Annotated in this window: 14 protein-coding genes; 7 read left to right on the top strand and 7 right to left on the bottom strand. The window is 35.6% G+C overall.

Going from position 1 to position 15,100, the window contains the following annotated elements:
• Nucleotides 1-107: 107 nt before the first annotated feature.
• Nucleotides 108-1,583: a DEAD/DEAH box helicase gene (locus BN999_RS08435; protein WP_096270947.1), complete on the bottom strand. Its 1,476-nt coding sequence runs from the start codon at nt 1,581-1,583 to the stop codon at nt 108-110.
• A 433-nt stretch (nt 1,584-2,016) separates the two neighbouring features.
• Between BN999_RS08435 and BN999_RS08430 the strand changes: the two genes are divergently transcribed.
• Together BN999_RS08430 and BN999_RS08425 are read left to right on the top strand one after the other, a co-directional pair.
• Nucleotides 2,017-2,925: a DMT family transporter gene (locus BN999_RS08430; protein ID WP_096270946.1), complete on the top strand. Its 909-nt coding sequence runs from the start codon at nt 2,017-2,019 to the stop codon at nt 2,923-2,925.
• 106 nt (nt 2,926-3,031) lie between these two features.
• Nucleotides 3,032-3,889 carry a DegV family protein gene (locus tag BN999_RS08425; RefSeq protein ID WP_096270945.1) on the top strand — a complete coding sequence of 286 codons (858 nt, stop codon included), beginning with the start codon at nt 3,032-3,034 and terminating at the stop codon, nt 3,887-3,889.
• Nucleotides 3,890-3,953: 64 nt separating this feature from the next.
• Here the strand turns inward: BN999_RS08425 and BN999_RS08420 are convergent, their stop codons facing one another.
• The 4 genes from BN999_RS08420 to BN999_RS08405 form a co-directional block, all read right to left on the bottom strand.
• A complete protein-coding gene (locus tag BN999_RS08420) occupies nt 3,954-4,679 on the bottom strand; it encodes an alpha/beta hydrolase (protein ID WP_096270944.1) in 726 nt (241 codons plus the stop codon).
• A 131-nt stretch (nt 4,680-4,810) separates the two neighbouring features.
• Entirely contained in the window at nt 4,811-5,188 is a 378-nt protein-coding gene (locus BN999_RS08415) for a YppG family protein (protein ID WP_096270943.1), read from the bottom strand.
• Nucleotides 5,189-5,362: 174 nt separating this feature from the next.
• Nucleotides 5,363-6,769: a hypothetical protein gene (locus BN999_RS08410; protein WP_096270942.1), complete on the bottom strand. Its 1,407-nt coding sequence runs from the start codon at nt 6,767-6,769 to the stop codon at nt 5,363-5,365.
• Nucleotides 6,766-7,464 (bottom strand): ABC transporter ATP-binding protein, encoded by a 699-nt coding sequence (locus BN999_RS08405; RefSeq protein WP_096270941.1) that lies wholly within the window; start codon nt 7,462-7,464, stop codon nt 6,766-6,768. The genes BN999_RS08410 and BN999_RS08405 overlap by 4 nt, the downstream gene beginning before the upstream one ends.
• Before the next feature lie 234 nt (nt 7,465-7,698).
• Between BN999_RS08405 and phnD the strand changes: the two genes are divergently transcribed.
• The 5 genes from phnD to BN999_RS08380 all read left to right on the top strand — a co-directional run bounded on the left by phnD (nt 7,699) and on the right by BN999_RS08380 (nt 12,804).
• Nucleotides 7,699-8,652 carry a phosphate/phosphite/phosphonate ABC transporter substrate-binding protein gene (gene phnD / locus BN999_RS08400; protein WP_096270940.1) on the top strand — a complete coding sequence of 318 codons (954 nt, stop codon included), beginning with the start codon at nt 7,699-7,701 and terminating at the stop codon, nt 8,650-8,652.
• Nucleotides 8,653-8,778: 126 nt separating this feature from the next.
• A complete protein-coding gene (gene phnC / locus BN999_RS08395) occupies nt 8,779-9,552 on the top strand; it encodes a phosphonate ABC transporter ATP-binding protein (RefSeq protein WP_096270939.1) in 774 nt (257 codons plus the stop codon).
• Between the two features lie 32 nt (nt 9,553-9,584).
• Nucleotides 9,585-10,361, top strand: a complete 777-nt coding sequence (phnE, locus tag BN999_RS08390) for a phosphonate ABC transporter, permease protein PhnE (RefSeq protein ID WP_373453627.1) — start codon at nt 9,585-9,587, stop codon at nt 10,359-10,361.
• On the top strand, nt 10,361-11,161 hold the full coding sequence (gene phnE / locus BN999_RS08385; RefSeq protein ID WP_096270937.1) for a phosphonate ABC transporter, permease protein PhnE: 801 nt from the start codon (nt 10,361-10,363) through the stop codon (nt 11,159-11,161). Before phnE (BN999_RS08390) ends, phnE (BN999_RS08385) begins: the two co-directional genes overlap by 1 nt.
• Before the next feature lie 68 nt (nt 11,162-11,229).
• On the top strand, nt 11,230-12,804 hold the full coding sequence (locus BN999_RS08380) for a bifunctional metallophosphatase/5'-nucleotidase (protein WP_096270936.1): 1,575 nt from the start codon (nt 11,230-11,232) through the stop codon (nt 12,802-12,804).
• A 53-nt stretch (nt 12,805-12,857) separates the two neighbouring features.
• Here BN999_RS08380 and BN999_RS08375 read toward each other — a convergent pair whose 3' ends face one another.
• Nucleotides 12,858-13,658: a PepSY domain-containing protein gene (locus tag BN999_RS08375; RefSeq protein ID WP_096270935.1), complete on the bottom strand. Its 801-nt coding sequence runs from the start codon at nt 13,656-13,658 to the stop codon at nt 12,858-12,860.
• Between the two features lie 100 nt (nt 13,659-13,758).
• Complete coding sequence (locus BN999_RS08370; protein WP_096270934.1) at nt 13,759-15,099, bottom strand: HAMP domain-containing sensor histidine kinase; 1,341 nt, start codon at nt 15,097-15,099, stop codon at nt 13,759-13,761.
• Nucleotide 15,100: the final 1 nt, after the last annotated feature.

Below are 15,100 nucleotides of genomic sequence, written 5' to 3'. Positions count from 1 at the left end.
AAGCTCCTTTATGATGAGGAGCTTTTCTTAATTGTTTAATAAAATTATAAGGCTTTTCGAAACTTACGTAAATTATCTTACCAAAGACTAGTATAGCTTAGTTTGAGTTAGTCTCTGTTTCTTCTTTTTTGGAAGTTCCCTTTACGGTTACGACCACCTTGGCCTCTTCCTCCACCTTGTGGCTTGCCACTACCTTGATTACGTTTGCCGCCATAATAACGTTTGTTATTGGAACGGCCTTTGTCGGCATGTGCTTTTTTAACACTAATTGGTGCAACTCCAGAGATTTGAACTGGAACATCTCTTCTCTCTTTTGTTAGCATTTTTAATGCTGCAGCAACAACTGTAACAGAGTCATGTTCTTCTAATAACTCATTCGCTGTTTGATGATAAGCATCAAGTTCATTCTTTTCAATTGTTTTTACAATTTTTTCAACCGTTAGTTGCTGTTGTCCAAGACGAGCTTCTTTATTAGTTGGTGGAACCATCCGCTTCATTTTGCTCTTTGTTACTTTTTCGATTAAACGTAGGTGGGCAATTTCTCTAGGCGTTATAAATGAGATAGCTTCACCTGTACGTCCTGCACGACCAGTACGACCAATACGGTGTACATAGCTTTCAGGATCTTGTGGAATGTCGAAGTTGTATACATGTGTTACGCCAGAGATATCTAGACCACGTGCCGCTACGTCTGTAGCAACAAGTATATCTACACGTCCGTTTTTAAACTTATTTAGAACAGACATACGTTTTCCTTGTGTTAAATCACCATGTATTCCTTCAGAACGAAAACCTCTAGCTTGCAGACCTTCAGCAACCTCGTCAACACGTTTCTTCGTTCTACTGAATATAATAGCTAGTTCAGGATTTTGCATATCCAAGAGATTGGTTAACGTATCAAATTTATACTTTTCAGGGATTTCCACGAACTGTTGGGAGATATTCTCAACAGTCATTTCCTTCGCTTTAACCTTAACCTCTTTTGGACTATTCATCAGGTTCGTCGCAATATCACGAATTTCCTTTGGCATCGTTGCTGAGAATAGCAATGTTTGTCTTTCACTTGGAACTTGTTTTAGGATTTCACGGATATCATCAATAAAACCCATGTTTAACATTTCATCAGCTTCATCTAGAACAACGGTGTTCACAATATTAGCACGAATAGTTTTTCTTCTGAAGTGATCAAGTAGTCTTCCTGGTGTCGCTACTACAATTTGTGGACCGTCCTTTAACGAACGAATTTGTCTGTCCATTGGAGCTCCACCATAAACAGATAGAACACGAACACCTTTAAATTTACCTAGTCGGTTTAACTCTTCTGCAACTTGAATTGCAAGCTCTCTAGTGGGAGCAACAACTAGCCCCTGTACTTTTCTTTCTGTTGTATCAATTTTCTCTAGCATTGGGATTCCAAAAGCCGCAGTCTTTCCCGTCCCTGTCTGTGCTTGCCCGATTACGTCATTCCCTGCTAATGCTAGTGGAATAGTTTCTGCTTGTATTGGTGTTGCTTCTTCAAAACCCATTTTTTCTAAAGATTTCATTATTGGGTTTGAAATACCTAATTCATTAAATGTTGTCACGCTATTTTCTCCTTTGTGAAAATTTATCTATTGTTTTTGCGCTTGACTTGCCGTGATGCTTGTTCCGAGTATCACATCACTCATTTATCTTATTTTATCCATTTTAATAGAAATTTACATGTTCTTCGTGAGAAAGGAACACCTATATAGATAATGTACAGAGTAGCATGAATTTTTCCACCGCAAATATTCATGTGGAAAAAGCTTAACCTATGAGGAAGAACCTAAGAATTTTCCTTTAGGGGGGCATTCCCCTCTTATGAAACGTCTGATTTCCTTCAGACGATAAGCACCGTGGCAAATTAACCGTCATATTATGATAACATATGAGGAATAGTACAAGCTAGCCTGCAAATGATATTTCCTATAGAACATGCTAAAATAGTTATTTAAATAAAAATAAAAATACTAACTAACAGTAGGAGGAATTAAAATGAGAGTACCTCCATTTAATCCATACATAGCAATCGTTATTGGGGTTTTATCCGTTTCGACATCGGCAGTTTTAGTTAAATTAGCTGGTAATGCACCAGCAGCAATTATTGCAAATTATCGATTACTACTTGCAGTATTACTGATGACACCGATCATGTTATGGAAATATCGCCATGAGTTTAAACTAATAACAAAAAAAGATTGGTTTCTATCTTCATTAGCTGGGATATTCCTAGCCTTTCATTTTATTCTCTGGTTCGAATCACTAAATTATACATCTGTAGCAAGCTCTGTGGTGTTGGTCACACTTCAACCGATCTTCGCCTTTCTCGGTACATATCTATTCTTCAAAGAAAGATTTTCTGCCGGGGCTATAATTAGTATGGTGATTGCTCTTTTCGGGAGTGTCATTATAAGTTGGGGCGATTTCCAAGTTAGTGGTATGGCATTATTTGGAGATATCTTGGCTTTTATTGCAGCTATTGCAGTGACAGCCTATTTTCTGTTAGGACAAAATGCACGAAAACGATTATCCTTGATGACATATACTTATGTAGTTTATGGAGTAAGTTCTATTACGCTAATACTTTATAATTTATTATTACAAAACCCGTTTTTCGGGTATTCAACCGATTATTGGCTTGTTTTCTTAGCACTTGCTGTCATCCCAACTTTCTTTGGTCATACACTATTTAATTGGGCATTAAAATGGTTAAGTACTTCAACCATCAGCATGGCCATTGTATTTGAACCTATTGGCGCATCAGTACTAGCATATTTTATTCTAGGAGAGAAGATTACTTGGTCCCAGTGGTTAGGGGGTACTATCGTCATATTTGGTTTGTTTTTGTTTATCATGAGTACTACAAGAAAAGCAAATGTAACCTTGCATAAAAGGACACGTTGACTATTTAAGTTGGTTTTATGTACTTGATTTCGGTATGTTGTAACTATATTTATTTACATAAAAACGGTATAATAAATCTAACAAATCTAGAAAAATAGGTGATTCTATGTCTATTCAGTTAATGACTGATGGCGGCGCCGATATCCCAAAGGAATTAATGGACGCTATCAATATAAAGGTCATTCCATTATATTTAAATTTTAAAGATGAGCAATTTAAAAGTGGTGTTGAACTCGACCTTCAAAGTTTTTATAAAAAAATAGAGGAAACTAAAGAATTACCTCGTTCCGCTGCTCCAAGCCCGAATGACTTTTATGAAGGTTATAAGCAGGTTGATCCAACGAAATCAATATTGATGATTAGCTTATCTGGCGGATTAAGTAGTACTTACGAAAATGCTATCGCAGGTAAAGAATTACTATTAGAAGAAGATCCAACTCGCAAAATTGAAGTCATTAATGCTAAAACAGCTTCTGGCGGACAGGCTTTGTTACTAGCTGAGGCACATGAAAAAATCCAAGAGAATTATTCTTTAGAACAATTAGTTGCTCATTTGAATGAAAAAGTGAAGCATACTGCCACATTGTTTGTACTCAAAACATTAGAAAATTTGGTTCTAGGTGGTAGAATCGATAAGGTAAAAGGAACATTTGCTAAAACATTAAATATCAAACTGTTAATGAAAGCTAGCGACGAAGGAACAATTGAAGTTGTTGAGAAAGTACGCGGAGACAAAAAGTCTATTCGACGATTTGTTGACCAAATTGGTGAGTATGTAAAAACAGTCGAAGACAAGGTGTTAATTATGACACATTGTAATGCAGCAGAAAGAGCAAAATCAGTACTTGCTGAAATAAAAGAAAAATACAACTTTAAAGAAACATATTTAACCGAAATGGGACCGTTAATCTCTACGTATGGTGGGGAAGGTGCTTTGGTTATTTCTTTCTTCAAAGATAGATAAGATAGTAAAAAACACGGAGGTCTGTTTCTATCACCTAACATAAATTGTGATAGAACAGACCTTTTTAGTTTACTAAATCTGCCGGAACCTCTTTCGTTTCTACCTGCCTCTCTAGAAACTCATGGACCATTCTATTTAACGTATCCTTGTCATTACCAAGACAAATTAAATGTCTAGATCGTTCAAAAAATACTACTTCCTTACGCTTTGAAGGTATTTCCTTATCCAGATAGTATGCAGTCTTATATGGTACCATGTTATCCATTTGACCTTGGGCAATTAAAACCGGAGCTTTCACTTCTCTTAGTGATTTTCTCGTTAGCCGAACCAGCTTTAAAAATTCAAGATTTGCTTTCAAAGGAACACTTCCGAGTTTTCGCTTGTAATGGAGATAGAGTTTGTTTTGTGGTAACTTCCCTGTTACGCCATCTCTTACAATTTCTCCAATATCGAAACTTATTTGCTTGAATGATAAGTATTTTCCAGCAGTAGCTAGTAGCACTAGCTTATCAACCTTATATTTCGCTGCCAGATAAGCGGCAATCATCCCACCCATAGAAAATCCTATCACGTATATCTCGTCATACTTTTCCTTTAATTGCTTTAAGGATGCTTCCGCTGTTTCTATCCAACTCTTATAGTTCACATTTTCTAGAGCAAGTTTTCTTCCGTGACCTGGTAAAGTAGGAACCACTATATGCCAATCTGTACGTTCTTTAAGATATTCTGTTAGAGGTTCCAATTCATGTGGACCACCTGTAAACCCATGGATGATTAAGCAACCAATCATGATTAATTCTCCTTTATGAAGATCTCAGTTAAGAGAGTTAAATATTAACGTTCTTTTTACTTTTACCCTAATTCATTTAAAATAATGCAGTTCTTTCTTGTTAATGTTTTCTAACTCCCCTTTAGTATGTGTTACCGAAATGTTTTCATAAAGTCGCCAAATTGTTTAATAATAGGGGAAACTTGATGGTATGTGTTTGCCATTTGACTGACTGTGGATAACACTTTATCCAGATTTAACTGACTTTGTTGATTTTGAAATTGTGATGCCATTCCGCTTTGTTGTTGTTGTTGGGCTTGTTGATAATTTCCTTGTAGTTGTTGATTAGTAGTGTACCAATCCTGTGGTTGCTTTGGTTTTGCAAATTGTTCAAATGGTGTTTGGGGTTGTTGATAAATGTTTTGATGATACTGCATATATTGTGATGGATGGAAAGGTTGATGGATTGGCTGGTTATAAGGTTGTTGGTAGCTATTTCGCATATGTGGAGTTTGCCAGTAATTCATCATTTGATACACCCTTCCTCATTAGCTTTTACTATAAGTTATGCAGGAGTGGGGTTGGGTGTGTTTGTGCACTGTCCAAGAACAGATTGTTTAAGCCTCCGGTTAGAGAAGTATCTCTAGTCCTCAGTCAATGGAGACGGGCATGGCTATTTACTACCAAAAGAAAGAAACGCGTCATTAACCAACGTGTTTCTTTCTTTTAGAATTATAATTTTGAAATACTATGTAGGCTAATAATAAAATGGAGACAAGTGAAATATACGGTTGAAATTCACATAGCACTATAAGAAATAGACTTAAAAAGGCTACTACCCCTTTTAAAGAGAAATCGGTAATTTTTTTGTCTAATAAGGCTTCTGCATTATCCATTTTTGCAGTTAAATTCATTATAAATAGCGTAATGATTAATAATAGAAAACTTATGCTCCACCACGAAAATTGGATGATGGCATAAATAATAATAGGAATCATGATTGGGATAAACCCCAATACTGACCAGTGTTTCATGGTGTTACGAAAACTTTTTACATCCCAAGGCAGTACTTGGACAATTCCTGAATGAAATCGGTCCCTGAACATACTAGCCGCAAATAATGTGTACACATGAATACTTATGGCAATGCCAAAAAGTGCAATCAGATCTTTAACAAATGGTAATATAACAATAGCAAGAAATAACCCACCAATCACCTGGATAATGAACTCAATGTTTTCTCTAAAATGCTGTAACCATAATCTTTTATGAATAGCTATATTAGTATAGGCGAATGGTCTTTTTCTCGAGGCCATATTCTGAAAGATATTATACTTTCTTTCTCTTCTAAACTTTATTTTCGTAGCTCTTGAGATTAGAGGCATATTCCAAACCAAGTAGTTATTTACCTCGGTTACCCTCCCCCAATGTATTTGGGAAAATAGTTTCTTACGTAATAGAAAATTAGAGACTAGAACAGTAAGTAATATTGCAATACTAATTAATTTTGATTGATGTATGATGGTTCCAACTATATCGACCAAAAGTAGTGAAAGGAATATAACAAGTTTCACCATGAAATGAGCTTGAAACAACTTCCATTGTGGAATAGTCATGAGTACTTCAATTGTCCAGAATAATAAGAAGTAAATCCAAATTAAAAAGGCATCTATCGGAGTTATCAGAATAATGAAGGTACCTATAATCACATACCTTACTAATTGCATGATCCACTTCTCTATCGCAACATAGTACGCAATTTTTTTAATTGAATGTGGGAGCACCCCTAATTGATATTCTGAACTCGTAATTAATACACCTGGATTGCGAAAAGATTGAAATACATATCTAATAGGAACTAAGGTTAAGATTAGCCAAAAACGTTCTCCCATTTGTTGTTCTATAATTAAGAAATAATCATCAAACTGTTGCATGAAATCATTAAAAATAAATATGCTAGCAAATACATAACCACCGACAATTAGCGAATAAAAGGCAGTGGTCTTATCCAAAGAAAGCATAACAAGTTGTTTTTTTATTGCTCTCTTCTTTCGGAATCGGTTACTGCGTATTAACCAATATGATTGCCATGAAGAAAGTTGATTCATCATTCTTCCCTTCTCCTTTTAATCGTTTCAAATTCAGCAATCTTTCCTTTATGTATTATTTCTCCTTCTTGCAGAAGAATAAAATGATCCGCTAAATCTTTTACACGCTTTATCTGGTGTGTTGTTAATAGAATACTCGTGCCGCAAGCTACTTTTTCTCTTAATATTTCTTCGAAGTAATCAACAGCATAGATATCCAGACCCATAAATGGTTCATCTATTAGCAGTAAGGGTACATCTGGCAGCATTGCACAGATTGTCTGTACTTTCTGCCTCATTCCTTTTGATAATGATTCTGGGTATTCGTTTAGTTTCCCCTGTAGCTCAAATCCCTCTACATACCGTTCAATGCGTCTCTTTAATTCATCTTCTTCCATCTGATAGCTTTTTCCGTACAACTGAAAATGTTGCATTGCTGTCAATTCAGACATTAGGAGTGGTTCTTCCGGGATAAAAGCAATCTTCTTTTTATAATCGAGATAATTAGTATCTTGGTTATACTTTTCATCTATAATTATTTCTCCATCATTCTTTTCTTGAATTCCCATAATGGTTTTCATTAGAGTCGACTTGCCTGCACCATTATGGCCTACTAATGCTACTACTGAACCTTCGGATAATGTAAATGATATATTATCCAGCAGCTTATTCTCCTTAATTGCAACTTCTAGATTCTTAACAATTAATAAATTATTCACGTTGACCACCACCTGTCTATTTTACGTGATTTAAGTTAAAAAGGTTTCATTATTGTAAAAATAACACACTAATAATAGCAAAATCCGAATGTTACATATCGAATCTTGGTGATTTTTCGTTAATTTTATGTAAAAAAGGTGTAAATTCATGAAAAAAATGCTAGCTTTTTTCGGAGATTTAGTATTTAATAAAATAGTAAGATAAATACATATATATTTCTTAGGAGGGTCACAATGAAGAAACTTTATGGTCTAGTGCTTATTTTAGGTTTAGCACTTGTACTAGCAGCATGTGGAGGTTCTGATGATGATAAAAACGCATCAGACAAGTCAAACGAAGACAAGAACGGTGAAGCAACTGAAGGAATGATTCCTGAAACACTAGTTATCGGGTTCGTACCATCACAAGATTCAGATACAATTGCAGATACTGTTAAACCTTTAGCTGACCGTTTAGGTGAAGAGCTAGGAATCCCTGTAGAAGGTAAAGTTATGACTGACTATAACGCATTAGTTGAAGCAATGGGTGCTAACCAAGTTCAAGTTGGTTTCATTCCTGCATTCGGATATGTACTTGCTAATGAGCAATATGGTGTTGAAGTTATTCTTAAATCTATCCGTTACGGATCTGGTACTTACAAAGCACAATACCTTGTTCGTGCTGACTCTGGTATTGAAAGCTTTGAAGACTTAAGAGATAAAGTTTGGGCATATGGTGACCAAGGTTCTACTTCAGGATACTTATTCCCTGCAAACCAATTGATGACAGAGTTCGATATTGCTACTGCAGCTGAATTAGAAACTGAATTCTTCAGTGATACTATTGCATCTGGTGGTCACGATAACTCTGCGATCCTTGTTTACGAAGGTGACGCTGACGTTGCAACTACTTTTGATGATGTTCGTACAGAACTTGAAGAAGAATATCCAGATGTAATGGATAAACTAAAAGTTCTAGATTACACAGAAGATATTCCTAACGATACAATTTCTGTAACAAAAGAACTAGACAAAGAATTCGTTCAAAAAATTAAAGACATCTTCTTATCATTCAATGATGATGAAGATATGATTAAGATCATGAATGAAGTATACAACTGGGATGCTATTGATGAAGCAACTGACGAAGAATACCAAGTAGTTAAAGATACTTACGCTAAATTCAAAGATACAGTTGGTCTAGATTAATAGAAAAAATAGTTAAATAATATACAAGAGGGAAGGGTAATTAACTTCCCTTTTGTTATGTTAAATTTTGTAGAACAATGGTACAATAAGTGAGAAAAACTAACCTTTATTGGGGGATTTAAAATAATGATAGAATTTAAAAACGTTGGTCTTGTCTATCCAAACGGAACAGAGGGTTTAAAAAACATCAATGTAACAATCAATGAGGGTGAATTCGTTGTTATTGTTGGATTGTCAGGTGCCGGAAAGTCTACATTTATCCGTAGTATTAATCGTTTGGTTACTCCTACATCTGGATCTCTTCTAGTAGATAATGAAGATATATTGAAGTATAAAGGTAAAAATCTTCGTAAACTCCGCACGAAAGTCGGTATGATTTTCCAAAACTATAATCTAGTAAAACGTACCAATGTATTTAAGAATGTACTAGCTGGTAGATTAGGACATACAGGTACATTGCGTTCTATCTTTAATCTATATTCTAAAGAAGATAAAGCATTAGCTTATAACAACCTAAATCGCGTGAATATTGCTGAAAAACTATACAATCGTGCTGATGAATTAAGTGGTGGTCAACAACAACGCGTTAGTATTGCTCGTGTGTTAACACAAAAACCGAAATACATATTAGCCGATGAGCCTGTTGCATCACTTGATCCGCCAACCTCTCATCAGGTTATGACATATTTAAAGAAGATAAATAAAGAAGACAACATCACAACAATCGTTAACTTACACTTTATTGATATGGCCATGGAATATGCAGATCGTATTATCGGAATGCGAGCAGGTGAAGTAGTATTTGACGGACCAGTATCAGAAGTAACAGAGAAGACATTCGAAGAAATTTATGGCCGTTCTATTCGCGAGGATGACTTGCGTGGGGGTGCACAAGAATAGTGACTACTAAAAACTCTTTAACGCAAAAATCCATGCCGCTTTATCCAGCTAAAACCAAAATTCAAGTAACCATTATCTTTTTTGTTGTATTAGGCATTTATACCTTTAGTATGATAAAGACTCAAGAAGATATGGTTGGAGGATTTGGTGGAGCTCTTGGTAATATGTATACCGTAATAGAAAAGTTCTTCCCACCAAACTTTGCAATATTATCTGCCATATGGGATTCGATGATGCAGACGATTCAAATGGCTATTATCGCAACAACCATTGCAGCCATTTTAACGGTTCCATTAGCGGTATTGTCTGCTCAAAACATTACGACATTTAAACCATTGTATTATGTTACTAGAACGTTCTTAAACCTATTACGTACGATTCCAGATTTAGTTCTAGCTGTTATTTTTGTAGGATTATTTGGTGTAGGTGTATTCCCTGGTATCCTAGCATTAACCGTTTTCTCTCTCGGTATTCTAGCAAAATTAATTAGTGAAACCATAGAATCTGTTGATATGAACCCTTTAGAAGCAATGCGAGCTTCTGGCGGTAATGTATTTCAAGTAATCTGGTATTCTTTAGTACCACAGGTGGCACCACAATTTACGTCACTTGTATTATATGTATTTGAAATCAATATTCGTGCTTCAGTAGTTCTAGGTATGGTAGGTGCTGGTGGTATTGGTTTAGTATTGAATCAGCAATTGAAATTCTATAATTATCCAAACGCTATGACGATTATTATTGTTATTTTTGCAACAGTACTTATTATTGAGTTTATTAGTAATAAGCTAAGGGAGGCATTGTTATAATGGAAAATCTTCAATTACCTCCAAAGCCGGAAAGATCGTTATTTAAGAAAATTCGTACCATCATCATATTATTATTAGTGGTAGCTTTATATGTTTGGACATTCACGACAATTGATATTGATTGGGGTCGTGCAATTGAACGAGCAATAAGTAACTTCCATCGTGTTATTCCAAAACTATTTAGCCCTGATTGGGCGGCAGCTGGTGAAGTTGGCGCTGCAATGTTAGAAACAGTATTTATTGCATTTGCCGGTTCCCTAATGGCTGCGGTTCTAGCAGTACCATTATCATTCATGGCTGCGCAAAACATGATGGGTGGTAAAATTGTATCAACTATTGGAAAATGGATCCTATCTGCTGTCCGTGCTTTCCCAGATTTGATCTTAGCTATTCTTTTCGTAGTAGCAGTTGGACCAAATGCTTTTGCTGGGGTACTGGCAATCGCCATTGGATCAACAGGTATGTTAGGAAAAATGTTCTCCGAAATCATTGAATCTATTGATATGGAAGTCGTCCAAGCAATGGAAGCAAACGGAGCAAACAAAATCCAAATCTTATTCTATGGTGTTATTCCACAAATCACACCTGAATTCCTATCTTATGCGATTTATCGCTTCGAAGTAGACATTCGTGCTTCTTCTATCTTAGGTATTGTTGGTGCAGGTGGTATCGGTACGATGATTATCTTTGCATCAAGTAACCGTAACTGGAATGAAATGGGAATGATTCTATTCTCCATCATTATAGTTGTAACCGTGATTGACTTTGCATCAGCAAGGATTAGACGTAAAATAGTATAAGATGATTAGTAGAAACGGAATTGGAGAATATCTTCTTCATTTCGTTTCTTTTATTAGAAAGGATGTAAATGTTGTCAGAGATAACGAATATAAAGATATTGTATACAAGTGATGTGCACGGAAATGCAATGCCCATTTTATATGGAACTAACGAACCAGCAAATCTTGGTTTGGCAAAATACGCCTCTATTGTAAAGAAGGCTCGTAGAGAAAATGAAAATGTACTTGTACTCGATAATGGAGACTTAATTCAAGGTACACCGTTAATGACTCATTATGTAAAAGAACATTCCGATAAAGAAAATCCAATGATAGGAATTATGAACCGAATCGGAATAGATGCAGGTGTTATTGGGAATCATGAGTTTAATTTCGGTAAGGATGTGCTTCATGATGCTATTCATCAGTCAAACTTCCCATGGCTTTCTGCAAATCTTGTAAACGAAAAAGGTGAACCTTATTTCGGAAAGCCTTATATCATCAAGTCATTAAGCAATGGAGTTAAGATTGCAATTGTAGGTGTCACGACTCATTATATTCCAAACTGGGAGTCTCCTAACCATATAGAGGGTATACGATTTAGAGATGCAGCCAATACTTTAAAACATTGGGTAGATTACATTCGTGAAACGGAAAAACCAGACTTAGTTATTGCATCATACCATGGTGGCTTTGAACGTGATCTTGAAACTGGGGAACCAACGGAAGCACAAACTGGAGAAAATCAAGGTTATGCCATGTGTCAAGAAATCGAAGGAATTGATATTCTGTTAACCGGACATCAGCATCGAATATTATCTGGCGAGGTCAACGGAGTACTGATTGCCCAACCTGGTAATAACGGGAAAATGTACGGTTCCATCGATATTGAAATGAAACAAGTAGAGAAAAAATGGCAGGTCATTCGAAAAGAAGCTGAAGTTATACCAGTAGGCACTATTGAGCCAGATAAGGATATTCTCAACTTTATGGAAGAAATAGAAACCTCAAATCAACAATGGCTGGATATGCCAACAGGATATATCAATGGAGATATGACGATTGAGGATCCTTTTAATGCCCGAGTAAGTAAACATCCCTTTATTCAATTTATTCAGAACGTACAACTAGAGGCAAGTGGAGTTGATATTTCCGTTACTGCTTTATTAACGAATGAATCAAAGGGATTCCAGAGCACTGTCACCATGAGGGATATCGTTTCAAATTATATGTATCCAAATACCCTCGTTGTTCTAGAATTAACAGGTAAGGATATTAAACTGGCATTAGAGAAAACTGCCGAGTACTTTGCCCTGGATTCTAATCAAACCATTACAGTGAATCCTACTTATATTACTCCAAAGCCACAACATTACAATTACGATATGTGGGAAGGTATTGACTATACTATCCGCGTTGCTAACCCAATCGGTTCTCGAGTAGAAGACATTCACTATAAAGGTGAACCTCTACAAGAAGATAAACGTTATCATGTTGTGATGAATAATTACCGTGCTACCGGTGGCGGTAATTATGATATGTTTAAAGATAAACCTGTTGTTAAGGAAATTCAAAAAGACATGGTTGAATTGATACATGAATACTTTGAGAAGTATAGATCTGTAGTGGCTGAGATAAATTCGAATTTTACTGTATTACCATAGAAAAAGCAAATGGAGCCACTATATAAGTAGCTCCATTTTGTTATATGTTGTGATTAATCGTCATCGCCATCATCGTCGTCATCATCATCATTGTCGTCATCATCATCGTCATCATCGTCGTCATAACGATCATCATCGTCATTGCTTTTAGCAGGCTTACTTGTAGCTGGTTTTTTGTCTGCTGGCTTTTTAGTAGCTGGCTGTTCAGTAGTTGTATTCTTCTCTATTGTTTTAGTAATCACTCGATCAATTGATATAGAAATTATTTCACCAGTATAAGCATCTATTTCCATTTCTGCTTCACCATTTTTACTTTTAACTTCTACTTCATAAATTAAACGGTCATCATCTTCATCAAGTTCAAGTTCTTTAATCGTACCATCAAACTCTGCTAAGGCAATTTTCTTCGCCTCTTCGTAGCTAATCGCTACTTTTTTCTTGTCTTTAGACTTATCTGCTTTTACATCTTCTTTTTTCTTGTCATCGGCATTATCGTCTTTTGTTTTGTCATCTTGCTTCTCTTTTTCTTTAATCGTTAGTTCAGATGAATTGTTTTTATTACGAACTTCTTTTTCTTCTAATTTAAGCACTTCGCCAGTATTACCATCTAGTTTGATTTCGAATTCCTTACCATCGCTTTCCACTTCAACTTCGTATACAACTTTGTTAAATCCTTTGTCTATGTCGACTTCTGTAATCGTCCCAGGATATTGTTCAGAGACAAGTGCTCTTATATCCTCTTCTGATAACTCTGGATGTGCTTGAGCTGCGTTTGAATGGTAAATTCCAAAACCTAATACAGATGCAATTGCTACACTGGAAAGGGTGATCATTAATTTTTTATTCATTTTCATTTTTTTGTTTCCTCCTCGTTCTTGTTGTCTTAATCATAAACCCCAAGAATGAAATAGCTCTGAGAGAAAGATTAGAATTTGATGAGAAAATAAATAGACTTTATTCATTTACTTGCAGTATCACTTTAAAGGTTGTTCCTACTCCAATTTCACTATCTACTTCAATCGTACCACCATGTGAATTGATAATTGTTTTGGCAATAGCAAGGCCCAATCCTGTTCCACCGGTATTCCGACTTCTCGCTTTGTCTACACGGTAAAACCTTTCAAAAAGCCGACTTATTTCTTCTTTAGGTATACCGGCGCCATAATCAGTCACAGAAATGATAACTTGGTTATCTTGTTTTTCTATTGAGACATTTACAGTGCTGTCGCTATACTTAAGCGCATTATCAACCAAGATATAGAATACTTGTTTTAGTTGATCACGATTTCCTTGGACAAAGATTGGTGTTTCATCTAATTCAAGTTTAATTTCTCTTCCATATGCCCCAATGAACGTTTCCATTGTCTCTTCTAGAACTTGTTGTAAGTTTACACTCTCAACACCTTGAACTTCTTTATTTTTAGCTAGGGCTAGCATTTGTTCAACTAGTTTTTGCATCCGGTTTGCCTCTGAGTGAATTGCTTCAAGCGATTCTTTCACAAGCTCGGGATTATCTTTCCCTCTTCTCTCTAATAATTGAGCATAGCTTTTTACAATTGAGATAGGTGTTTTCAATTCATGCGAGGCATCGGATACAAAGATTTCCTGCATGTCATAGTTTTCTTTAAGTGAGTCAATCATTTCATTAAACGTTTTTTCCATCTCATACAACTCATCTTTGGATCGATTATTAAGCTCAATTTTTTTCCACTTCATATTTTTCATATTTTCTCTCATTGTACTAATAAGGGCCTTTATTGGTTGAAGTAAAAACCGTGCTAACAAGTTCCCTGCAATAATAATTGGGACAATTATTAAGAAAGAGGCTAATATTAGTACATATAGGAGGTTTTTCATATTCTCTTTAAGGTTAATTAACTTCTTCACTATTTGTAGTGTTACAATTTCACCAGTACTCCAAATAATTGGTCTTGATACTGTAGCATACCGATTTCCTTCATAGACTACTACTTCTCTGATTTCCTGATTAGAATACTCCCCTGGAAACTTCTCATAATCAATTAGTGGCTTTGAACGCACAAGAGGTTTTCCTGTTTCTGGATAAACTCGTATCATCCCATCCGCAGGTATGAAAGCTTTTAAAAGATCTCCAGGAGGTATTTCTTGGTTTTCTTTCATACTAGATATAATGGTAGTAGTTTGATCAGTTAATTCATCTAGCTCACTTTCAACCGAGTTTTGATAAAACAAAAAATAAATCGAAGCATTGACAATAAGTATTAACACGAGCATAAAAATACTGGTAAACAGTTGTATATTAGTTCGTAATTTCATA

The sequence above is a fragment of the Paucisalibacillus globulus genome (assembly GCF_900184735.1).
In the GTDB taxonomy this organism is placed as follows: Bacteria; Bacillota; Bacilli; order Bacillales; family Amphibacillaceae; genus Ornithinibacillus; species Ornithinibacillus globulus_B.
The sequence above is the reverse complement of the archived record's forward strand: the minus strand, read 5'-3'. Positions and strand labels throughout refer to the sequence as shown.